The 20,970-nt window shown below is 59.6% G+C and carries 20 protein-coding genes; 13 read left to right on the top strand and 7 right to left on the bottom strand.

What is annotated here, in order from left to right; translation table 11 throughout:
• Nucleotides 1-53: 53 nt before the first annotated feature.
• Nucleotides 54-1,070, top strand: coding sequence for a type I glyceraldehyde-3-phosphate dehydrogenase (gap, locus tag ACUZ9P_RS05545; RefSeq protein ID WP_298998394.1), 1,017 nt, complete (start codon nt 54-56; stop codon nt 1,068-1,070).
• A gap of 93 nt (nt 1,071-1,163) precedes the next feature.
• Nucleotides 1,164-2,624, top strand: a complete 1,461-nt coding sequence (fumC, locus tag ACUZ9P_RS05540; RefSeq protein ID WP_449248968.1) for a class II fumarate hydratase — start codon at nt 1,164-1,166, stop codon at nt 2,622-2,624.
• Nucleotides 2,625-2,728: 104 nt separating this feature from the next.
• Here the strand turns inward: fumC and ACUZ9P_RS05535 are convergent, their stop codons facing one another.
• From ACUZ9P_RS05535 to queA, 5 genes are read right to left on the bottom strand one after another with little or no spacing between them, the layout of a single operon-like run.
• Complete coding sequence (locus ACUZ9P_RS05535) at nt 2,729-3,271, bottom strand: 2-oxoacid:acceptor oxidoreductase family protein (protein WP_449248967.1); 543 nt, start codon at nt 3,269-3,271, stop codon at nt 2,729-2,731.
• Nucleotides 3,264-4,067, bottom strand: coding sequence for a thiamine pyrophosphate-dependent enzyme (locus ACUZ9P_RS05530; RefSeq protein WP_022659889.1), 804 nt, complete (start codon nt 4,065-4,067; stop codon nt 3,264-3,266). The genes ACUZ9P_RS05535 and ACUZ9P_RS05530 overlap by 8 nt, the downstream gene beginning before the upstream one ends.
• A 2-nt stretch (nt 4,068-4,069) precedes the next feature.
• On the bottom strand, nt 4,070-5,176 hold the full coding sequence (vorB, locus tag ACUZ9P_RS05525) for a 3-methyl-2-oxobutanoate dehydrogenase subunit VorB (RefSeq protein ID WP_449248966.1): 1,107 nt from the start codon (nt 5,174-5,176) through the stop codon (nt 4,070-4,072).
• Nucleotides 5,173-5,397, bottom strand: coding sequence for an indolepyruvate ferredoxin oxidoreductase subunit alpha (locus ACUZ9P_RS05520; RefSeq protein ID WP_192113534.1), 225 nt, complete (start codon nt 5,395-5,397; stop codon nt 5,173-5,175). The genes vorB and ACUZ9P_RS05520 overlap by 4 nt, the downstream gene beginning before the upstream one ends.
• A 39-nt stretch (nt 5,398-5,436) precedes the next feature.
• On the bottom strand, nt 5,437-6,534 hold the full coding sequence (gene queA, locus ACUZ9P_RS05515; protein ID WP_449248965.1) for a tRNA preQ1(34) S-adenosylmethionine ribosyltransferase-isomerase QueA: 1,098 nt from the start codon (nt 6,532-6,534) through the stop codon (nt 5,437-5,439).
• A gap of 119 nt (nt 6,535-6,653) precedes the next feature.
• Between queA and ACUZ9P_RS05510 the strand changes: the two genes are divergently transcribed.
• From ACUZ9P_RS05510 to ACUZ9P_RS05485, 6 genes are all read left to right on the top strand, one after another.
• Complete coding sequence (locus tag ACUZ9P_RS05510) at nt 6,654-7,274, top strand: hypothetical protein (protein ID WP_449248964.1); 621 nt, start codon at nt 6,654-6,656, stop codon at nt 7,272-7,274.
• Complete coding sequence (gene coaBC, locus ACUZ9P_RS05505) at nt 7,271-8,524, top strand: bifunctional phosphopantothenoylcysteine decarboxylase/phosphopantothenate--cysteine ligase CoaBC (RefSeq protein WP_449248963.1); 1,254 nt, start codon at nt 7,271-7,273, stop codon at nt 8,522-8,524. The genes ACUZ9P_RS05510 and coaBC overlap by 4 nt, the downstream gene beginning before the upstream one ends.
• On the top strand, nt 8,506-9,372 hold the full coding sequence (locus tag ACUZ9P_RS05500; RefSeq protein WP_449248962.1) for a hypothetical protein: 867 nt from the start codon (nt 8,506-8,508) through the stop codon (nt 9,370-9,372). Before coaBC ends, ACUZ9P_RS05500 begins: the two co-directional genes overlap by 19 nt.
• A gap of 90 nt (nt 9,373-9,462) precedes the next feature.
• On the top strand, nt 9,463-9,795 hold the full coding sequence (locus ACUZ9P_RS05495; protein ID WP_449248961.1) for a LysO family transporter: 333 nt from the start codon (nt 9,463-9,465) through the stop codon (nt 9,793-9,795).
• Nucleotides 9,785-10,384, top strand: a complete 600-nt coding sequence (locus ACUZ9P_RS05490) for a lysine exporter LysO family protein (protein ID WP_449248960.1) — start codon at nt 9,785-9,787, stop codon at nt 10,382-10,384. The genes ACUZ9P_RS05495 and ACUZ9P_RS05490 overlap by 11 nt, the downstream gene beginning before the upstream one ends.
• A gap of 1,207 nt (nt 10,385-11,591) precedes the next feature.
• A complete protein-coding gene (locus ACUZ9P_RS05485; protein ID WP_449248959.1) occupies nt 11,592-12,299 on the top strand; it encodes a DVU0298 family protein in 708 nt (235 codons plus the stop codon).
• A gap of 131 nt (nt 12,300-12,430) precedes the next feature.
• On the opposite strand, the gene ACUZ9P_RS05480 is transcribed toward ACUZ9P_RS05485, so the two are convergent.
• A complete protein-coding gene (locus ACUZ9P_RS05480; protein ID WP_449248958.1) occupies nt 12,431-14,272 on the bottom strand; it encodes a carbon starvation CstA family protein in 1,842 nt (613 codons plus the stop codon).
• 844 nt (nt 14,273-15,116) lie between these two features.
• Between ACUZ9P_RS05480 and thiS the strand changes: the two genes are divergently transcribed.
• The 4 genes from thiS to thiF all read left to right on the top strand — a co-directional run bounded on the left by thiS (nt 15,117) and on the right by thiF (nt 18,079).
• Nucleotides 15,117-15,317, top strand: a complete 201-nt coding sequence (thiS, locus tag ACUZ9P_RS05475) for a sulfur carrier protein ThiS (RefSeq protein ID WP_449248957.1) — start codon at nt 15,117-15,119, stop codon at nt 15,315-15,317.
• A 66-nt stretch (nt 15,318-15,383) separates the two neighbouring features.
• Complete coding sequence (locus ACUZ9P_RS05470; protein ID WP_449248956.1) at nt 15,384-16,172, top strand: thiazole synthase; 789 nt, start codon at nt 15,384-15,386, stop codon at nt 16,170-16,172.
• A gap of 70 nt (nt 16,173-16,242) precedes the next feature.
• Entirely contained in the window at nt 16,243-17,361 is a 1,119-nt protein-coding gene (gene thiH / locus ACUZ9P_RS05465; protein ID WP_449248955.1) for a 2-iminoacetate synthase ThiH, read from the top strand.
• Between the two features lie 103 nt (nt 17,362-17,464).
• Nucleotides 17,465-18,079, top strand: coding sequence for a sulfur carrier protein ThiS adenylyltransferase ThiF (gene thiF, locus ACUZ9P_RS05460; RefSeq protein ID WP_449248954.1), 615 nt, complete (start codon nt 17,465-17,467; stop codon nt 18,077-18,079).
• A 110-nt stretch (nt 18,080-18,189) separates the two neighbouring features.
• On the opposite strand, the gene ACUZ9P_RS05455 is transcribed toward thiF, so the two are convergent.
• Nucleotides 18,190-19,728, bottom strand: a complete 1,539-nt coding sequence (locus ACUZ9P_RS05455) for a methyl-accepting chemotaxis protein (RefSeq protein WP_449248953.1) — start codon at nt 19,726-19,728, stop codon at nt 18,190-18,192.
• A 457-nt stretch (nt 19,729-20,185) separates the two neighbouring features.
• Here ACUZ9P_RS05455 and ACUZ9P_RS05450 point away from each other — a divergent pair, with 457 nt between their 5' ends.
• A complete protein-coding gene (locus tag ACUZ9P_RS05450; protein WP_449248952.1) occupies nt 20,186-20,908 on the top strand; it encodes a ribosome maturation factor RimP in 723 nt (240 codons plus the stop codon).
• The last annotated feature ends 62 nt before the right edge of the window (nt 20,909-20,970 follow it).

The raw sequence follows: 20,970 nt of genomic DNA, 5'->3' as shown, positions 1-20,970 counted from the left end.
CCGGCGGCAGCGCACGATAACGATTTTCCCTCAACGCTATGAGGAACTTGTATATGAGCAAAATCAAAGTAGGCATCAACGGCTTTGGCCGTATTGGGCGGCAGGTTTTCCGCGCCCTGCACCAAAGCTACCGCGACCAAGTGGAAGTGGTTGCCATCAACGACCTGTTTGACGCGGAATCCAATTTCCACCTGCTGGAATACGATTCCGTCTATGGACGAGCCAACCTTGACGCCAAGGTCAACGGGCAGGACGCCACTGTGGGCGACTGGAACATCCACTGCTTTGCAGAACGCGACCCCAAGCAACTTGCCTGGGGCGCGCATGATGTTGACATCGTGGTGGAAAGCACCGGTATTTTCCGCTCTGCCACCCAGGCGGCCGTGCACATTGAAAACGGCGCCAAAAAGGTCATCATCACCGCCCCCGCCAAGGATGAAGACATCACCATCGTCATGGGCGTGAACCACGAGCAGTACGACCCGGCCAAACACCACGTTGTGTCCAACGCCTCGTGCACCACCAACTGCCTTGCCCCGGTGGCTCTTGTGCTGCAACGCAAGTTCGGCATCCAGATGGGCAACATGACCACCATCCACTCCTACACCAACGATCAGCGCATCCTCGACATGGCCCACAAGGACCCGCGCCGCGCCCGCGCTGCCGCCTGCAACATCATCCCCACCTCCACCGGTGCGGCTCAGGCCGTGGCCAAGGTCATTCCCGAACTCAAGGGCAAGTTCACGGGCTATTCGCTGCGTGTTCCCACGCCCACGGTTTCCGTTGTGGACTTTTCGGGCATTCTGGAAAAATCCACGGATACCGAAAGCCTGCTCGGCGAACTCAAGGAAGCTTCGGAAACCTACCTCAAGGGCATTCTGGCTTACAACGAAAAGCCCCTGGTTTCCATGGACTTCAAGGGCGACCCGCATTCTTCCATTCTTGAAGCCCCCTACACCACCGTGCAGGAAGGCCGCCTGGTCAAGATTGTGGCCTGGTACGACAACGAATGGGGCTATTCCAACCGCGTGTGCGACCTCGCCTGCCTCATGGGGGCCAAGGGCTTCTAGCACAGCACCGTATAACGGCACAGAACGGCCCCCGGTCAGCCGCTCCGCAAGGAGTGGGCCGGGGGCCGTTGTTCGTGCAGGGAGGAGCGCGCCGTGGGCAGTACAGCACAAAGTGAACCGTCTGTTCTTGATCTTCCTGTGGGCATAGACGCCGCTGGAGAACGCGACGAGTTTGACAGCATGGGGCAGGTCATGGTGCCTGCCAACCGTTACTGGGGTGCGCAAACGCAGCGCTCGCTCGAACATTTTTCCATTGGCGATGACAAAATGCCGCTGGAAATCTGCCGCGCCCTCTGCCTGATCAAAAAGGCCAGCGCACAGGTCAACGCCCGCATGGGGCGGCTGCCCGGCTGGAAGGCACAGGCCATTGACCGCGCCGCGCAGGAAGGCATGAACGGCCTGCTGGACGAACATTTTCCGCTCTACGTGTGGCAGACAGGCTCCGGCACCCAGACCAACATGAATGTGAACGAGGTGCTGTCCAACCGCGCCATCCAGTTGCTCGGCGGCGTCATGGGCAGTCAGAAGCCCGTTGGCCCCAATGACGATGTGAACATGAGCCAGTCGTCCAACGATGCCTTTCCCACGGCCATGCATCTGGCCGCCGTGCAGAGCTGCGATGCACGCCTGCTGCCGGAGGTGGAAGCCCTGGCCGAAGCAGTGGAACGCAAGGCCGTGCAGTGGATGGACGTGGTCAAGATTGGCCGCACCCACTTGCAGGATGCCGTGCCCCTCAGCGTGGGGCAGGAATGGTCAGGCTATGCCGCCCAACTGCGCGCCTGCGTTGAGGATATTCAGGCCGCCCGCGAAGGGCTCTACCCTTTGGCTCTGGGCGGCACCGCCGTGGGCACCGGGCTGAACGCGCCAAAGGGCTTCAGCATGGCTGTGGCGGAAGAACTGGCGAGCATCACGGGCAAGCCCTTTGTCACCGCCCCCAACAAGTTCATGGCCCTTGCCTCCCAGGATGCCATAGTGCGCTTTAGCGCCGCCCTGCGCGGCCTCGCCGTGGCCCTTGTCAAAATAGCCAACGACATGCGCTGGCTGGCGGCTGGCCCGCGCTGTGGGCTGGGCGAACTGCAACTTCCAGAGAACGAACCCGGCTCGTCCATCATGCCCGGCAAGATCAACCCCACCCAGTGCGAAGCCCTGATCATGATCGCCATACAGGTCATGGGCAACGACAGTGCCGTGGCCCTTGCGGGCAGCCAGGGCAATTTTGAACTCAATGTCATGCGCCCCGTAGCCATCAAGAACGTGCTGCAATCCGTCAATATTCTGGGTGATGGCTGCCGTAAATTCAGAGAGCATTCCGTTGAAGGCACAACGCTCAACCGGGCAAAAATAGATTCGTTCGTCAATAATTCCCTGATGCTGGTCACGGCGCTTTCGCCCGTCATCGGCTACCAGCAGGCGGCAAAAATCGCGGAAAAAGCCTCGGCGGAAGGCCTCACGCTCCGTCAGGCGGCGCTGGCGCTGGGGAGCGTAACCGAAGAACAGTTCGACAACATTGTGCGGCCCGAAACCATGATTGGTAGTGGCCTGGCTGGCGCATAGGCTCCGCGGGCTGCACGTGCCCTGAAAATCAAACATCCGGCAGTGGATTCCCTGCCGGATGTTTTTTATTTTGCAAAAGCGTCCCGCACGGGGCGGGCCGCATGCTATGCGAAGTTGTAGCCCTGCTCCAGCGCCTTGGCGTTGGCGGAGATCAACTTGGCGTAGTGCGCGCTGACCACGCGATTCAGCGCTTCCTGCACCACATTGAGAGGCAACGCGCCTGTTGCCTTGAGCCATGCGCCCAAGGCCACCATGTTGGCCATCTTTACATTGCCCAGTTCGTGGGCCATGTCGTTCACGGGAATGTAGACCGTGCGCTTCGCTGTATCAAGCAGGGTTTCCCCCACCAGCGAGGCATTGACGATCTGCACACCGTCCGCGCCCAGCCGCGGCTGGAACTTGGAAAGCGAAGGTTCGTTGAGAATGATGGTGGACATGGGCTCGCGCACCAGGGGCGAACCGATGGGATGCTCATCAAGCACCACCGTGCAGTTGGCCGTGCCGCCGCGCATTTCAGCCCCGTAAACCGGGATAAAGCTCACCTCAAGCCCGTGTTCCATGCCGGCCTGCGCCAGCAGGTTGCCGATGAGCATAACGCCCTGACCGCCAAAACCGGCAATAATCACATCCTGATATGCGTTAGACATGATCCGCCTCCACGCTGGCCGTCACATCCTTGTACACCCCAAGGGGGAATACGGGCATCATGGCCTCGGCAATCCGCTTGTTGGCGGCAATGGGATCCAGATGCCAGTTGGTGGGGCAGCCGGAAAGCAGCTCAATGAAGCCAAAGCCAAGACCCTGCAACTGCACTTCAAAGGCTTTGCGCATGGCCTTTTTTGATTCGCGCACATGCTTGACCGAATCCAGCGAGCAGCGGGCGGAATAGGCCACGCCGTCCAGCTGGGCCATGATCTCGGCCATGCGGATGGGGCCGCCCTCATTGCTGATGGAGCGCCCCTGCCGCGAGGTGGTGGTCTTTTGTCCCACCAGGGTGGTGGGGGCCATCTGCCCGCCGGTCATGCCGTACACCGTGTTGTTGATGAAAATGCCGGTGATCTTTTCGCCACGGTTGGCGGCGTGCATGGATTCGGCCATGCCGATGGCTGCCATGTCGCCGTCGCCCTGATAGGTGAACACCACAGCATCCGGGCGGGCGCGGCGTACGCCTGTGGCCACGGCGCAGGCACGGCCATGCGGGGCCTCAAGGCCGTCCACGTTAAAGTAATCGTAAGTGAATGTGGCGCAGCCCACCGAGGCCACCAGAATGGTGCGTTCGGCCACGCCCAGTTCGTGCAGCACCTCGCTCACCAGCCTGTGGGCAATGCCGTGGTGGCAGCCGGGGCAATAGTGGGTGGGGCGCTCGTTGAGCACGGGATTGGTATCAAAAACCAGGCTTTCGCCCTCGGCGGGACGCAATGCGTCCAGTTCCTGAGCTTGCATGATTAGTTCTCCTTGAGGGCCTGAAGCATGGGTTCGCGCAGGGCATCGGCGCCGATGAACAGCCCCGGCATGACGCCGTGCCACAGCACGGATGCGGGCGCAACGCCCGGCTGGCCAAAGAGGGCCAGGCGGACATCTTCCACCATCTGCCCCGTGTTCTGCTCCATAACCAGAAAACGCCGACCGGGCGCAAGAGCGCGCAGGGCTTCATCCGGGAAGGGGAACAGGGTAATGGGCCGGAACAGGCCGATTTTATGCCCCTGGGCGCGCAACTGACGGATGGCGCTGCGGGCAATGCGGGCAATGGAGCCAAAGGCCACCACAATCAGCTCCGCATCTTCAGTATCAACGCATTCAAAGGCGCAGTCGGCCTTCATGGATTCGTATTTGCTCATGAGCATGCGGTTGCGCTCGGCCAGGGCCCCTTCGGCCAGATAGACCGACTTGAGCAGGCGCGGCTGCGCGCCGGGGCCACGGCGGCCATAACCTTCCATGCGCCAGGGCGCGGCAAGGGCGGCAAGGTCCTCGGCGGGCACGGCGTCCTTGGGCGGCACGCGGCGCACGGGTTCCTTGATCTGGCCCACAATGGCGTCGCCCAGCACCATGACCGGGTTGGCGTATTTGAATGCCAGGGCAAAGGCCCTGAACATGAAATCATAGCATTCCTGAGCGGTGGAGGGGGCCAGCACCAGATTGCGGTGGTCGCCGTGTCCGCCGCCCTTGACGGCCTGAAAATAATCGCCCTGCGAGGGGCCTATATCGCCAAGGCCGGGGCCGCCGCGCTGCATGTTGACGATCACGCCGGGGATCTGGCTGCCCGCCATGTAGGAAATGCCTTCCTGCATGAGCGAAATACCGCAGCTGGAGGAAGACGTAAGCGCAGGAATACCGCTGGCTGCCGCACCCAGCACCATGTTGATGGCGCCGACTTCGCTTTCGGCCTGCACAAACTGGCCGCCGACTTCGGGCAACAGGCTGGAGAGGGATTCCGGCACTTCATTCTGCGGGGTGATGGGGTAGCCAAAATAGCAGCGGCAGCCCGCATCTATAGCGCCAAAGGCCACGGCCTCGTTGCCCTTGATGAGCACACGTTCGGTTGCAGCGCTCATGCCTTGCCCCCCTTGGTTTTCGCGCTTTTGAACACGCGTATGGCCACATCGGGACACATGACCGCGCACGAGGCACAGCCCGTGCATTGGCCTTCCATTTCCATCACTTCATAACCGTGGCGGTTAAAACGGCCCGAAGGCCTGAGGATGTGCACCGGGCAGACTTCCACACACAGGCGGCAGCCCTTGCAGCGCTCTTCCATGAATACAACTCTTGACATTTCAGCTCCTTGGGATTCCACACCCGCTTCTTGAAACAATCAGCGAATAAGCATGGCATCGCCATATGAGAAGAACCGATACCCCCTGCTCACAGCCTCGGCATAAGCGGCAAGCACGCGCTCGCGCCCGGCCAGGGCAGAAACCAGCATGATCAGGGAGGACTCAGGCAGATGAAAGTTTGTCAGCAGGCCATCAACCACACGGAAGGGCCTGCCGGGGTACAAAAAGATGTCCGTCCAACCGGTAAAGGGCTGCACCCTGCCGCACAATTCGGCCACGCCCTCCATAGAGCGCAGGCTGGTGGTGCCAACGGCAATCACAGGCCGCCCTTCACGCTTGGCCTCGGCAATGGCAAGCGCCGTTGCCTCGGGCATTTCCACATATTCCCTGTGCATGCGGTGGCCGCGTATGTCGGCGCTGCGCACAGGGCTGAAGGTGCCGTAACCCACATACAGGGTTACGTCCGCCCACTGAAAGCCTCTGGCCTTCAGGGTTTCTCGCATCTCGGGGGTAAAGTGCAGCCCCGCCGTGGGCGCGGCCACAGAACCCGTCTTGTCCTCGCGGGAATAGATGGTCTGGTAGCGGCTCAGATCTTCTTCCGCATCTGTCCGCTTGATGTAGGGCGGCAAAGGAATGTGCCCGGTGGCGGCAAAGGCCTTGGAAAGGTCCCCGTCCCAGGCCAGACGCACACGCCGATGCCCGAATTCGCCCGATTCCAGAACGGTCACGCTGATGCCCGCGCCAAATTCAAGCTTTTCACCATCACGAATGCTGCCGCCGGAGCGTATGAGCCCCTCGACTTCCGCGCTGGAGCCGCCAAGCTTGTCGGACCGTCCCCTTTCAAGCACCAGCGGCAGGGGCGTGAGCAGCAAAAACTCCACCTTGCCGCCAGTGGAGCGTGTTCCCAGCAAGCGCGCCTGCAATACGCGGGAATTGTTGGCTACCAGCAACGCGCCCTCAGGCAGGCAGTCCGGCAGATCGCTGAACTGGTGGTGCTCAAGCTCGAGCGCACCCTGGCGCGGCATGACCAGCAGACGCGAGTTCCCGCGCTCTTCAGGCGGGAACTGGGCTATCTGCGCTTCAGGCAATGCAAAATTATAACTTTCGAGAAAAAAATCCGCTTCCTCAGTGGGCATAATACGTGGGCCTCATTAATGAACCTCTCACGCCGCGGACTTGTCAGCATGCGGCGGAGGCGCTAGTGTACTTGGGTTGCTTCCGGAGCATTTCACGCCGGGAGGAGGAGATTATAGCCATGCGACGCCCGCTTGTCATCCTTGCAGTCACCCTGCTTGCCGCTCTGATGGCGGGCTGCTCGACGATGGAAATCAGCAATCCCTTTACCAATGACCCCCTTACGGGCGGCGTTGATACTGGCACAAGCCAACTTTTGGGGGTTTCCACACCTGCCGGAATGCAGCGTTTCCCCACCCACGGATACCAGACCGCCGGGGCTGGTGGCGCGCAAGGGCTTGAAATATTTCGCGGTGATGCCGACATGGGCTTTGTAGCCCAGATCATGTTCACCGGTTTGCAGGGTCAGGGCTGGCATTTACGCCTGGCCCAACGCAAAGGCATACGCAGCGTATACGTGTACGAACGCGGCTCAACAATGGCTACGCTGACAATTGAACGGGAAACCATGGGCACGGTGCTTGCCATCTGGGTTGCCGACCGCATGCCCGATGGCGCAACCCTGCCCATGCAGGAAAATACAGGCAACCGCGGCTACGGCGGGGGCAACAGCGGCAGCGGCAGCTCGTCCGGTTACAGCGAAAGCTCTGGCGGTGGCGGCGGCATGAATTCCTCCCCCAAACCCGGTTTTACTGAAAGCTGGGGCGGCAACAAGGGCGGTCTACAGGAGCGAAACCTATGAGCGAAAGCAAAAGTGTTCTGAACACTCCCTTTGACCAGAGCACCCGTTATGAACGCAAACGCCTGCACCTTGGAGTTTGCGGTTCCGTGGCCTGCTACAAGGCCGCCGATCTTTTGCGCGCATGGACAGGCATGGGCATGCATGTTTCGGCCACGCTCACGCCGGGCGCGCGCCGCTTTGTGGCTCCCCTGCTCTTTGAGTCGCTGGGCGCTGCCCCTGTGTATGAAGACATGTTTTCACAGGGGCAGGATGTTTTTTCCCATCTTGAACCGGGACAACACGCGCAGGCTCTGGTAGTGGCTCCGGCATCGGCTGACGCCCTGTTCCGTCTGGCGCACGGCGCGGCGGGCGACATGCTGGCCGCGCAGGCTCTGGCCTTTGACGGGCCAATGGTGATCGCCCCGGCCATGAATCCGCGCATGTGGGCCAACCCAGCCACGCAGGCCAACATTGACATTTTGCGGCAACGCGGGGCGCATATTGTAATCCCAGCATGCGGCGGCACGGCCTGCGGCGAACAGGGCGAGGGCCGTCTTGCCCCCCTGCACGATATTTTTCTGGCTGCCCTGCGCGCGCTTTCGCCGCAGGACATGGCGGGCAAACGCGTTATGGTCACGCTGGGCCCCACCCGCGAGGCATGGGACGGCGTGCGCTTCTGGTCAAATCCTTCCAGCGGCCTCATGGGCGCGGCGCTGGCCGTGGCGGCATGGCTGCGCGGCGCAGAGGTTACTGCAGTCTGCGGCCCCGGTGTGCGCGCACGTTTGCCGCGTGAAATCGCCCGGCACGATGTTGTGAGCGCCCGCGACATGTTTCATGCCGCCGCCGATATCTGGCCCGGCATGGACATGGGCATGTTCACCGCTGCTGTGGCAGATTTTTCGCCCCAGCCCTTTGGCCCCCGCAAATTCAAGAAAGCGGACGCGCCGGACGGACTCACCGTGGCCTTTACGCCCAACCCCGATATTCTGCGCACCCTTTCCGAGGGCCGCAAGCCAGGCCAGAAGGTGCTGGGCTTTGCCGCAGAAACCGCCGCCGACATGCAGGCCCTGCTGCCTCTGGCCCATACCAAGCTCCAAGGCAAAAAGGCCGACGTGCTGGCCGCCAACCGCGTCAACGCCACAGACAGCGGCTTTGGCGCTGCCACCAATTCCATGGCTGTTGTAGACGCGACCGGGCATGAAGAAATCTGGCCCAACCAAAGCAAGGCTGATGTGGCCTGGGAACTGTGTTCATGGCTTTTGCGCTCGTAAACCCCGTCAGCGCGCTCTGGCAGCGCCGTGGGCTTACCACCCTGCTCATGCCCGAAGGCTACGATGCCTTTGCCGCCCCCCAACAGGAGGCGTCTCGCGCGGCATCCGCCAACGCCCACAGCCAGGCGCATGCAGGCCAGCCCGCGCGTGAGCGCCAGCCCTGGCAGCAACGTGGTCAGCAGCAAGGCAACCAACAGCCAAGTCCGCGATCGGCAAGCCCCGTGGCAAGCCGAGAAGTCCCCCCTCATCGGCGACCCCACATGCCCGCAGGGCCGGATACCGCCCATGCCGAAGCCGCTCCAGCCGCAGAACAGAGCAAGGCCGCCGCTTGGCTGCCCTTGCCTCCCCACGTGTGGCCCGCCCCATGGCAGGCCCGACTGGAACAGACCCGCCCCGGCCCCATATTGTGGACATACTGGAATCTTGGCCCCGACCTCTGCGACCCGCAGACTCCGGGCCGTCTGGAACGCCGCCAGTTTTTGCAGCGCCTGCTGAAAGATCTGGGGCATCCCGCTGGTACGCATACCTTCTGGCCCTCGTGCCTCCCTCCCGATCCCGCTGCATTGCCGCCAGCCGTACCACCCATGGCGGACAATGGCTTTGCGGCCAATGCGGACGTGTTCTGGTCTGGCGCTGCCCAACTCCGCGCCAGAGGCGTGGTGGTCATGGGTTCGGCGGCAGCCAATGCCGTTGCGCTCCCCGGCGGGCTGCGGCCTCCCCAACAAATCCGCCACCGCGGCAAGCTGGTATGGGTTCTCTGGGACGTGGACAACCTGCTCCAGTTCGACCAGCGCTATGCATCCATGCTGGCCCTGCTGCGCGAAGCCCTGCGCCACATTTTGCGCTAAGCCCCGCAAACAGGACACGTGGGGGTCGCCGCGCGCTTCGGACTGCCCTTCATTGTCGCTCATGGGCGACCGAGAGGAGATTTGCCTTCCATGTTTATTGCGCTTGGACTTACCTTTCTTGGCATGGCCCTTGGCTTTCTGCTGCGCGGCCAGCCCTGGATCACCTCGCTGACACGTTGCGTCACACCCGCCATCATGCTGCTGCTTTTTGCTCTTGGCATATCCGTAGGCAGCAACGAGCTGCTCATGCAGTCCCTGCCTCGGCTTGGCGGCGCTGCCCTGGCCCTCACGGTAGCGGGCATTCTGGGTTCCTTTGTCTGCGTAGCGATGATTCGCCGATTCTTCACCAAAACGCCCACTCCCACAGGGATTTCTCCCCAACAAAAGGCGTCCGATGCTGAGGCACCCAACCATGAAGGGTAGCCTTATCATCCTGTTTTTCTTTTGTTCCGGTGTGTTGCTTGCCCGCGTGGAGCTGATACCCGCCTATCTGGTGGAGCACGACTTCACGATATACGCCCTGTGGCTGCTCATGCTGCTGGTGGGCATTTCCATCGGTTCGGATCGCAGGCTGGGCGAAATTTTGCGCACGTTGCGCCCGCGCGTCTTGCTGCTGCCGCTGGCAACCACTGTGGGCACATTTGCGGGCACGGCTCTCATGAGTCTGTTTCTGGCCTACAGCGTGAGCGAATGCATGGCCGTGGGCGCGGGCTTTGCCTACTACTCGCTGTCGTCCATCTTCATTTCGCAATACAAGGGGCCTGAACTCGGCACCATTGCGCTTATCAGCAACATTGCCCGCGAGCTCATCACGTTGCTGCTCACGCCCTTGCTGGCGAAGTATTTTGGCCCGCTCATGCCCATCAGTTGCGGCGGGGCGTCTACCATGGATACGACGCTGCCTGTTATTACAAGGTATTGCGGCAAGGACTGGATTTTTGTTTCCATCGTGCATGCCATGATACTTGATTTCAGCGTGCCGTTCTGGGTGATTTTCTTTTGTACGTTGTAACCAGAAAGATCCGCGCGGCGGCAAAGCCGCACTTGCTCCTCCGCCCGTGCTCGCCCTGCTGCGCGCGAGTGGGCGGCTCGGTCTACTCGCCGCCTGAACAGACCATGGCCGCCATTTTAAATGGGGGAGGGTGAGCCTGTCAGGCTGATTTACGCAAACCCGACTTTTACGACCTGAATATGTCAGCGCCGGGATTTTGATGCTCACGGATTTAAGAGTAGATGAACTTTGAAAATATATATTTTCAAAGTTCAAGACACGCCAGTTCCGGCACTTAACAGCGCAAATAAATTGCGCTTATGCCTTCACGGCGGGTGCCTGCTTTCGCAGTCACTAAAGCAATTTCAAAATAAAATTACTTAAGTACGCTGCGCTCAAAATCCCGGCGCTTCCTTTTCAGATCGCAAAAAACGTATTTTGCAAATTCGCCCAACAACAACCATCGCCTTCGCTCCGCTCCGGCGAGTATAAGGAAGGCGACTCCACGACCCGCTTCTGATGACGAGTGAATTATCCTGACTCGTAACGCATCCACTTGATCACGGTTGAATGGAACGCTATGGGGTAAAATCTGAATTAGCCCAAGCTTAATGATGACCAAAACTTTGAAGATATCGAAAAGGGTACAATGCATTCCCTGAATCGGCACAATATTCGTGGTCTTTGGCTGAAACGGATATTAATCAAAGCGAAAACATACTCTGGCATTTACGCGTCGCGGAGGGAGATCGCCTGAGCGAGCGCAGCGAGAGAAGGAAGCTCCCGCAGCAGCAGACGCGTGCCCTCGCAAACCCAACGGGAATTGAAACTCCAAGGGGGGTACTCCGGGGGGAGTGCAGAGGGGGCCGAGGAGGGGGCGCAGCCCCATACGGAGTATTGGCTTAGCCAATACGACCTGAAATCAGGAGCAGGTCGCGGCTTTGCCGCGCCGTCAGCGACTGATATCCGTGCCTTACCGCTCGGCGGCAACGCCGCCGAAAGCGGCCCAAAGACCGCAGCGCGGGGTTTGGCATCAGAATGGCGGGGCGCAGCCCCATAACCGGTCCCCTTTGCCCCGTGCCGGGGAGGCGTCCCAAACTTCGCCAGGTGGCGAAACTTCCGTGCCCGAAGGGCGCAATCCCGCCGCAAGGCGAAACAACTCACCAGATTCCTGCCTTGCCAGATTGCTCAAAAGCGCTCACTATAAACGCAAGCTTGGAAACAGACCGTGGAGGAACTGCTCATGGCCCGCATGCGATCCACAAAACAAAAGCTTAAAGAATGCCTTGTCAGCCCGCAGTGGCGCGAACACCTGGACGAAATCGCCCAGGGCGGCCTTGAAAATGTAGGGCCGCTCTTTTCCTTTCTTCTGCTCGGCCCCCAGACCATGCACCGCGCCGCAGTTGTGCTGGGGCAGATAACGGCGCGCCTGATGCAGGAACAGCCGGAAACGGCCAGGAATATCATCCGCCGCCTCATGTGGCACCTCAACGAAGAATCCGGCAACATCGGCTGGGGCATCCCCGAGGCCTTTGCAGAAATCCTCGCTGCCAGCGAATCCCTGGCAAAGGATTTTCACCGCATTCTTATCAGCTACATCATTGATCTTGGCCGCGATGACAACTATTGCGACAACGACACCCTGCGCCGCTCCTGCTACTGGGCCATCGGTCGTCTTGCCCAGGCACGCCCGCAATTGTGCCTGACCGCCCGCCCCTGGCTGCTGAAAGGGCTGGAAGACGTTGACCCTGTGTGCCAGGGCATGGCCGCATGGGCGCTCAGCCAACTGCCGCCTGACCTCATGGACGCCCCTGCCTTGCGCCGACTGGCCGAAGCGGACAATACCGCTCCCTGCGAACTTTTTGACGGCGAAGATGTTTACGAAAAAACCGCCAGCCAGATTGCTGCCGAGGCCCTTGAGGGCAAGCTGAAGTAACGTTCTTCTTTCGCGCAGCCTGCAAGCCATCGCTGGCACTTGCCATAAACAAAAAGCTCCCCCGGAACCGCGAGATTCCGGGGGAGCTTTGTTATGCCCGCCGCCAGCGGCGGCTCTCAGTTATTCTTCTGTTATTCTTCGGCCAGGACGCGCACGGGTTCGCCGTAAGCGTCGTTAACCGTACCCTTGATGTTCATAAGCTCAATCCAGCGGCGGATGGTGCCCACAAGCACAAAGACCATCAGCACCATGACCAGGCAGGCCAGGAAAGCAAGCAGATACTTGCCGCCGGGGATGTAGGTCTTGGTGACCTGCAAGTAGCCAGCCCAGAAGGTCACGGCGGTCAGGAAGATACCGGGGATGGCCGTAACAAGGCTGAGCTTGCCGCGGTTCATGCGCAGCAGCATGGAGGTGCACACGATCAGGGCGCAGCCAGCAAGCAGCTGGTTGCTCAGACCGAACAGGGGCCAGATGTTGCTGATGTTGCCGGTGTACATCAGGTAGCCCCACATGGACGTGAAGATGAAGCTGGTGATGTAGACGCCGGGCATCCAGTTCTTGTCGCCAAAGGGCGCGTACACCTTGCCCAGCATTTCCTGCAGGAAGAAGCGGCCCACGCGGGTACCGGCGTCAATGGCGGTCAGGATGAAGACGGCTTCAAACATGACGGCAAAGTTGTACCAGTAGGCCATCAGGTGATCCATGTAGGGGATCTTGTGGAAAATGTGGGCCATGCCCACGGCCAAGGAAACTGCGCCGCCGGGGCGGGCATGCAGGTTCAGGCCGATCTTTTCTTCAAAGAAGCCCAGGTCAACAGTGTTCAACGCGGGATGCGCGGCGATCAGCGAGCTGAACTTGTCAGGGGTGGAGTTGATGGCAAAATAGTCGCCGGGCATCAGGGTGCAGGCGGCGATCAAGGCCATGATGGCAACAAAACCTTCTGTCAGCATGGCGCCGTAACCCACAAAGAGGATGTCGCGCTCGTTGCCGATCATTTTGGGCGTTGTGCCTGTGCCGATGATGGCGTGGAAGCCGGACATGGCGCCGCAAGCGATGGTGATGAAGATAAAGGGCAATGCAGGCCCGCCGATCACGGGGCCACCACCGTTAATAAAGGGAGTAATGGTGGGCATGAGCAGGGTAGGCTGCACAAAGATGATGCCCACGGCCAGCATAAGGATGGTGCCGATCTTGAGATAGGTGGAAAGATAGTCGCGCGGCACCAGCAGGAACCACACGGGCAGAACGGAAGCCAGGAAACCGTAGCCAGCAATGGCCAGAGCCACGGTGTTGCGATCCCAGTCAAAGGCCCAGCCCAGAACATCCTTCTGCATGAGGTCATGACCGCTCAGAATACCCACAACCAGCAGCACCAGACCCACAAGGCTGGCAAGCAGAACGCTGTTCTGCTTGAAGCGCATGATCAGGCCCATGAGCATGGCGATAGGCATGGTGATGACCACGATAAACAGCGACCAGGGCGCGTTGTGCATGGCGCTGATGCAGGCCAGCGAAAGACCGGCCAGAGTCAGAATAAGAATACACAGCACGGCGATGCCCGCCACGGTACCCGTAACGGGGCCGACCTCGCGCTGGGCGATGGCCGAAAGGCTCTGGCCCTTGTGCCGCACGGAGGCGAACAGCACCACCATATCGTGCACCGCGCCACCAAGCACGCAGCCAATCAGGATCCACAGCGCGCCGGGCAAATAGCCGAACTGCGCGGCAAGCACAGGGCCAACCAGCGGCCCGGCAGCCGCGATGGCGGCAAAATGGTGCCCGTAGAGAACAAATTCGTTGGTTTTGACGTAGTCGTGACCATCGGCAAAACGAACCGCTGGCGTGATACGGCCCGCGTCCAGTTTCAGAACCTTGTTTGCCAGAAAAATGCCATACACCCGATAGGCAATGGCAAATATGCATAATGCCGCAAACACTAGCGTGATGGCATTAATGTGCTCCAAGCTTTCCATCGTGTCTCTCCCTGTTTTGTTCTTCTGGTCGCAGCCTGCAAATCATTCCAAAGTCACTCAGCCGCTACCCCAGAAAAACGCTACTGAATCCTGCGGAACGACGCACAGTCTGCTTCCTCCTTGCCAATGCGTCGCGCTGTTAAAATCGCGACCAACCAGAACCCCCAGTTAACTGGTCAACATTGCTAATCATAAACTTTCCTGCTTTCCGACCTACCCTCAATACCAACTTCTGTCCATACAAATTGTCCGCTCAATGCACTCGCTGTGGACTCTGTCCAAAGCAAATCAGCATACATCCTGCATGTTTTTAAGGAACCAGCACCGTGAGTGCGCCATTAGTACAGTGGTTTACTACTGTTTCAGAAGGTAGGTTGCTTATAATCGCATATTCCAAGCAGTGATGTGAAAATTTTCACCCTTTTCGTGAATCCATGCAAGCACTTTATTCCAAGCATTGTCAGCACTCTTCAAAAAACTGTGCACGATAATTTCTGCTGTTTGCCGCTCGGCGGTTCAGGTGTTGCGCGTTTTGCTTGCATTCCTCTCTGCCTGGGCCTAAACTCAAAAAACCGGCTGGGGGAGCCTCAAAGGCTGAGAAAGGGTGATAGCGCCCTGACCCCTAGAATCGCGCAAAACAACGCGGTTCTGCACCTGACGCGGATAGTGCCGACGAAGGGAAGCTGGCCAACCTGCATTTATTTGCAGGATTGTGCTCGCCCGCAGCCGTAATGGTTTTTGCGGGCATTTCTGTTTTGTGCCGTCCGGCATCAGTTACCCCGCAGAACCATTACAACCTCAACCTCGGAAACAGCCCAGCGGCTGTTTTCCTCTGGAGGCGCGTATGGATGTCATAGTCAACGGGGAAACCGAAGCCATTGCGGAACCATGCAGCGTTGCCGAACTTCTGGCGGCGCGCGGACATGATACGGCACGGGTTGTCGTTGAACGCAACGGAGAAATCCTGCCCCGCGAGCGTTTTGCCCAAACCCTGCTCTGCGGGGGCGACAGTCTGGAAATCGTGCACTTTGTGGGCGGAGGATAACAGGCCAAACCTGTTCCCGGCCCAGAATACCATCATTTTACCAGCACATTCCAGACGGAGAGCACAATGAACGATCCCTTCATCATCGGCGGCGTCACCCTTACAAGCCGTCTTTTCATCGGCACCGGCAAATACGGAGCCGACAGCCTCATCCCTTCAGTGGCCGAAGCCAGCGGCGCGCAAGTCATCACCGTGGCCATGCGGCGTGTGGACAAACAGGCCGAGAATCAGGCCTCCAGCCAGGGCATCATGGGGCATATTCCCGCCCACATGCGCCTTTTGCCCAACACCTCGGGTGCGCGAACCGCCGAGGAAGCGGTGCGTCTGGCTCGGCTGGCCCGTGCTGCGGGTTGCGGCGACTGGATAAAAATTGAAGTCATTTCCGACACCCGCCACCTGCTGCCTGACGGCTACGAAACTGCCAAGGCCACGGAAATACTCGCCAAAGAGGGCTTTACCGTGCTGCCCTACATCAATCCCGATCTCTACGTGGCGCGGGCCTGCGTCAACGCGGGCGCGGCTGCCGTCATGCCGCTGGGTGCGCCCATCGGCACCAACAGGGGCCTGCGCACCAAGGAGATGGTGGGCATCCTGATTGAAGAAATCGACCTGCCCATTGTGGTGGACGCGGGCATTGGCCGCCCTTCGGAGGCTTGCGAAGCCATGGAAATGGGCGCGGCTGCCTGTTTGGTAAACACGGCCATCGCCTCGTCCAGCGACCCCGTCAGCATGGCCCGCGCATTCGGCGCGGCGGTACGGGCCGGGCGCGATGCCTGGCTGGCTGGCCCCGGCGCGGTCATGGCGCAGGGCCAAGGCGCGGAAGCGTCTTCACCGCTGACGGGATTTCTCCGCTAACGTTTGCAGTACACTGCCATGTTGACCGCCAGTTAAACTGCTGGCAGCCGACCGCTTATAAGGATCACACATGGAAACTTTTCAGGAATACTTGCAGGCGTGGCCCTCAGCCCGCCGGGCAGAAGGAGCCGCACGCGCCACAGAAGCGGATGTTCTGGCCGTGCTGCAAAAGGAAATCTTGCAGCCAGCCGATTTCCTTACCCTGCTTTCACCTGCGGCTGCTCCGCACCTTGAGGCCATGGCCCGCCGTGCGCGCGACCTGACCCTGCGTTTCTTTGGCAAGGCCATAAACATATTCACGCCGCTCTACATCTCCGATGTCTGCACCAACCAGTGCCGCTACTGCGGATTCAATGCAAAAAACAAGCAGCCACGCCGCCATCTGAGTATTGATGAGGCTGCTGCGGAGGCCGACGTTATCGCCGACAAGGGCTTTCAGCACATCTTGCTGCTGACGGGCGATGCGCGGCATTTGTCCTCGCCGCAGTACATCGCGGATGCGGCCCGCCGCATCAAACCCCGCTTTGCCTCGGTGGGCGTGGAAGTCTATTCGCTCACCACCGAAGAATATGAACTACTGGTGAACGCCGGCGTGGACAGCATGACCATGTTTCAGGAGACGTATAATCCGGAACTTTATGCATGGTTGCACCCCGTTGGCCCCAAGCATGATTACGGCTTCAGGCTCAATGCGCCGCAGCGTGCGGCAGAGGGCGGCATTCGCTCCATCGGCGTGGGCGCTTTGCTGGGGCTGGAATCTTTTGAGCAGGACGCCTTTGCCACAGGCCTGCACGCATGGTGGCTGCAAAGGCGCTATCCCGGGGTGGATGTGAGCGTTTCCATCCCGCGCATCTGCCCGCATGAAGGCAATTTTGACGTGCAGCACGGTGTGGACGACCGCCATCTTGTACAATATGTTACGGCCATGCGCTGCTTCTTGCCGCGTGCTGGCATCACCTGCTCCAGCCGCGAAAGCGCCTTTATGCGCGATCACCTGGTCCCCATCGGCGTAACCAGAGTTTCCGCCGGTGTTTCCACCGCCGTGGGCGGTCGCGCAACCGAAGATTTGCACAATCCCGGCCAGTTTGAAATCACCGACCGCCGCAGCCTTGAAGAAATGGCGGCATCACTCGCGGGCATAGGCTATCAGGCTGTGCTTAAAGACTGGGAAGACCCGGTGGCCGTATAAAAAACTGCATGCAGCTATCGCACGGCGGTCTGGCGCACACCAGGCCGCCGTGTAAAACAAGCTGACAATTCCAGGCCAAACAACCAACTTACGGATCCACGCCATGCACAATGCACTTCACACGGGCCTTGCCCGCTACCTCAGCCCAGACCAACTGGCGACCCTGCGCGCCGCCCGCGTGGGCATTGCCGGAGCGGGGGGGCTTGGCTCAAACGCAGCCCTGATGCTGGCCCGCAGCGGTGTGGGCAATCTGGTGCTGGTGGATGATGACGTGGTGGACGCCTCCAATCTCAACCGCCAGCAATACTGGCCCCGGCATGTGGGCCGCCCCAAGGTCGAAGCCCTGGCAGAGCTGCTGCTGGAACTGAATCCCGAAATGGGCGTGGAAGCGCGGCGCATGCGTCTTGACCAGAACAACATGGCTGAGGTGCTGCCCGCCTGCCCCATCTGGGTGGAAGCCTTTGACGGGCCAGACGACAAAACACTGCTGGTGGAAACAGCCCTGCTCGGCGGCTATCGCATAGCCAGCGCATCGGGCATGGGCGGATGGGGCGGCAAAGCCATGGGCAAACGCTATCTTGGCAATCTGGTGCTCGTGGGCGACTTTAGCACGGATATCCTGCTGGCCCCGCCCCTTGCTCCCCGTGTGACCGAAGCTGCCGCCCTGCTAGCTGACGCCGTCCTTGAAATGGTGCTGGGCGTGAACGAACAACTATAGAACCTCCAGACATTTTACCACAAAAAAGACCCGTCCCAGACAGATATTGCGCGCTTATCGCTCTATCCGGCTGCAACGGGTCTTGTACTGCCTTGAGGCAAAAAACTGCGCTACACTTTCAGTTGCGCTGTCAGGTCTTCCAGTTTGTCGGTCAGCTCCTGAAGCTTGTCGGTTTCCATGCTTGCCTGGCCCATGGATTGGGACGTGTCGGCCACCATGTGGTTCACCTGATCAATGGTGTGGGTGATCTGCTCGCTGGCGGCTGACTGCTCTTCGCTGGCAGCGGCGATGGCCTTGACCTGTCCCACGGTGTTTTCAACCGTACCCACGATGGCGTCCAGCGCCTCGCCAGACTGCTTGGCGTAGTCTGTGGCCTGCTCCACCTGCTGCACGGCATTGTCCATGGATGACATGCTCTTGGCGGCGCTTTGCTGAATGGCCTCAATGGCACGGCCCACATCCGTGGTGGAAGCCATGGTTTTTTCTGCCAGTTTGCGCACTTCATCGGCCACCACGGCAAAACCGCGCCCGGCTTCACCAGCACGGGCCGCTTCAATGGCGGCGTTGAGGGCCAGCAGGTTGGTCTGGTCGGCAATATCTGAAATAACGTTCATGATCTCGGTAATGGCTCTGGCATGTGATTCCAGCGTGGCCATATCAGTACGCAATTCAAGCGTGACACGGTGCACGTTTTCAATGCCGTGCAGGGCGTTCTGCACAACTTCCGCCCCTGTGGTGGCCTTGGACATGGTGTGGCCTGAAGCTTCGGCGGCCTTATCCGCATTGCCGGCAACTTCCTGCACTCTGGCGTTCATGTGGCCCATGGAAGATGCGGCCTCTTTAAGCTGCCCTGCGGCAATGGCGGCATTTTTGTCCGACTGCCGGATGCTGCCGGTAAGCGCCACCACGATCTGGGCCAGTTCATCCATGGTTTCTTCCAGCGCCTGGGCCACTTCGGCCATACGCTGGTTCTTTTCCGTGATCTGCCGCTGCGCCTCATTGAGCGCGGTCATGTCCACATACACGCACATGCCGCCAATGCAGGCCCCCTCGGCATTGTAGATGGGAAACACGTTGGCGAGCACATTGACCTTGCCGCCCTTGTGGCCACCGATGGTCACTTCAAGATTCTTGAAGCACTCGCCCGTGGCCATGCTCTTGCCCACGGCGGTTTTGCGCGTGGGATCGTTATAAAACAGAAGGGCCAGTGTTTTGCCAAGGCAGGATTCAATGCTGTCGTCGATTTCCAGCATCTTCAGGCATTCCTTGTTGGTGCTGAGCGCGCGCTCGTTGGTGTCCACCAGCAAGTACGGCATGGGCAGGCCACGCAAAATGCCGTCTTTATATTCCCTGTCGTTTTTAAAAGCCTGCCGCAGGTCTTCAAGACTTGTAACCAGCGGAGCAAGAAAGGGATCAGTATTGTTCAGACTTCGGCTGGGATTGGCAGCCACTGCGCAGACAGCCGCACCAGCCTGGCGCAGAGCCCCGTTTGCAAGCGCACGACCGGCAGCAAACGCGCCAAAGGCCGCCACAAGGGCGCTCACTATAACAGCCAAAACGGGCAAACCCGCCAGCTGAGTTACGCCAAAACCAAGACCCGCTGCCAGCAGCGCTGATGCGCAACTGTACAAAAGGAATTTACCGTTCACTGAGCCACCTCGCTTTAAAACGCAAAAACTTTTTATGCTTGGCAAAAACTTGCCGTCTGCATGCCATCGTTTACAAAACGGAACAGCAGCCCCCTAATGCCGCTGTTCCGGTCTATTCTCTTCTCACTCTGTATTTCGGCATTTTTTAAAAAAAAATTAGTTTTCAGAAAAAAAAGGCCATTTTTATCATTTGGTGGTATTCATACTCCATCAATCAAGGCAGGACAACTCACCTTGGTAGATATTGCCCGCATTGCACAAACATCTTGACATTTTTTTTTCACCAAGATAATGAAACTCATTCAAAGCGGCTGGCGTTCGCGCCACTGCTACATCCTGATGCGGAACGCAGTTCCTGCGGGGTGGCCTGAATGGGCCCCCTTTTTTTTGTCCTTGTGACAGGGCAAACCCGCCAGGTAAGCGCATTTTCAGCGCAAAGGAATGCTCTAAGAAACGAATGACCGACGACGTACTCAAAGAAACCATCACCAGTTTGGCCGAGCCCCTCGCAACATCGCTGGGCCTGGTTATCTGGGGTGTGGAAATCGTCCGCGCCGGGCGCACAGTGGTTCGGCTCTTTGTAGACGTGCCGTTTTCTGCGGAATCCGGCACCCAGCCCGCCCCCGCCGACACCGACGACATTGATGCGCCAGCCCTGATCGCGCTTTCTGCCACCCTTGAGCAGTGCGAGCATATCTCGCGCCACATCGGCCTCGCCCTTGAGGTGGAAGATACCATTCCCGAAGCGTACGTGCTGGAGGTTTCCACCCCCGGCCTGACGCGACTTTTCTTCAGCCTTGACCAGATGCGCCATTATATTGGTGATGTGGTGGAAGCCCGTCTGCTCAGGGCCGTTGCTATCAACGAAGGTGCCCCCGAGGGGCCCAACCCCTCGCACGGTGGCCCCCGCCGCCTGTGGCGCGGCACACTGCTTTCTGTTGAAGAAAGTGCATTCACCCTGGCGCCAGCCACCATCTCGCCCGAGGGCGAGGTGACACCCGAAAACCTGCCGCCGGTCAGCATCCCCTGGGATGCAGTGCGCAGGGCAAGCCGCATGTATATTTTCAGGCAGCCGCAAAAGCCTGGCAAGGGCCGCGCCAAAGCGCCCGCCGCCAAGGCCGAGGCCAAGCCCCGCAAGGAAAAGAAAACAAAATCCAGTGGTTCTGAAGAGAACCAATAAAACCTGACGCAACTGCACACTCGCTTGGCATGGCCAGACTCACTGGCCGCCGTGAACAGGGC

Source organism: Desulfovibrio intestinivivus, from assembly GCF_053570665.1.
This window is presented reverse-complemented; position numbering and strand designations above follow the sequence as displayed.

What these genes read in the sequence shown, in the direction of transcription:
- coaBC (WP_449248963.1), top strand. Translation starts at nt 7,271, where the DNA reads ATGAGCGAAAGCAAAAGTGTTCTGAACACTCCCTTTGACCAGAGCACC.
- gap (WP_298998394.1), top strand. Translation starts at nt 54, where the DNA reads ATGAGCAAAATCAAAGTAGGCATCAACGGCTTTGGCCGTATTGGGCGG.
- thiF (WP_449248954.1), top strand. Translation starts at nt 17,465, where the DNA reads ATGCACAATGCACTTCACACGGGCCTTGCCCGCTACCTCAGCCCAGAC.
- ACUZ9P_RS05500 (WP_449248962.1), top strand. Translation starts at nt 8,506, where the DNA reads ATGGCTTTTGCGCTCGTAAACCCCGTCAGCGCGCTCTGGCAGCGCCGT.
- ACUZ9P_RS05480 (WP_449248958.1), bottom strand. Translation starts at nt 14,272, where the DNA reads ATGGAAAGCTTGGAGCACATTAATGCCATCACGCTAGTGTTTGCGGCA.
- ACUZ9P_RS05510 (WP_449248964.1), top strand. Translation starts at nt 6,654, where the DNA reads ATGCGACGCCCGCTTGTCATCCTTGCAGTCACCCTGCTTGCCGCTCTG.
- ACUZ9P_RS05490 (WP_449248960.1), top strand. Translation starts at nt 9,785, where the DNA reads ATGAAGGGTAGCCTTATCATCCTGTTTTTCTTTTGTTCCGGTGTGTTG.
- ACUZ9P_RS05450 (WP_449248952.1), top strand. Translation starts at nt 20,186, where the DNA reads ATGACCGACGACGTACTCAAAGAAACCATCACCAGTTTGGCCGAGCCC.
- ACUZ9P_RS05535 (WP_449248967.1), bottom strand. Translation starts at nt 3,271, where the DNA reads ATGTCTAACGCATATCAGGATGTGATTATTGCCGGTTTTGGCGGTCAG.
- thiH (WP_449248955.1), top strand. Translation starts at nt 16,243, where the DNA reads ATGGAAACTTTTCAGGAATACTTGCAGGCGTGGCCCTCAGCCCGCCGG.
- ACUZ9P_RS05530 (WP_022659889.1), bottom strand. Translation starts at nt 4,067, where the DNA reads ATGCAAGCTCAGGAACTGGACGCATTGCGTCCCGCCGAGGGCGAAAGC.
- vorB (WP_449248966.1), bottom strand. Translation starts at nt 5,176, where the DNA reads ATGAGCGCTGCAACCGAACGTGTGCTCATCAAGGGCAACGAGGCCGTG.
- queA (WP_449248965.1), bottom strand. Translation starts at nt 6,534, where the DNA reads ATGCCCACTGAGGAAGCGGATTTTTTTCTCGAAAGTTATAATTTTGCA.
- ACUZ9P_RS05470 (WP_449248956.1), top strand. Translation starts at nt 15,384, where the DNA reads ATGAACGATCCCTTCATCATCGGCGGCGTCACCCTTACAAGCCGTCTT.
- thiS (WP_449248957.1), top strand. Translation starts at nt 15,117, where the DNA reads ATGGATGTCATAGTCAACGGGGAAACCGAAGCCATTGCGGAACCATGC.
- ACUZ9P_RS05495 (WP_449248961.1), top strand. Translation starts at nt 9,463, where the DNA reads ATGTTTATTGCGCTTGGACTTACCTTTCTTGGCATGGCCCTTGGCTTT.
- ACUZ9P_RS05520 (WP_192113534.1), bottom strand. Translation starts at nt 5,397, where the DNA reads ATGTCAAGAGTTGTATTCATGGAAGAGCGCTGCAAGGGCTGCCGCCTG.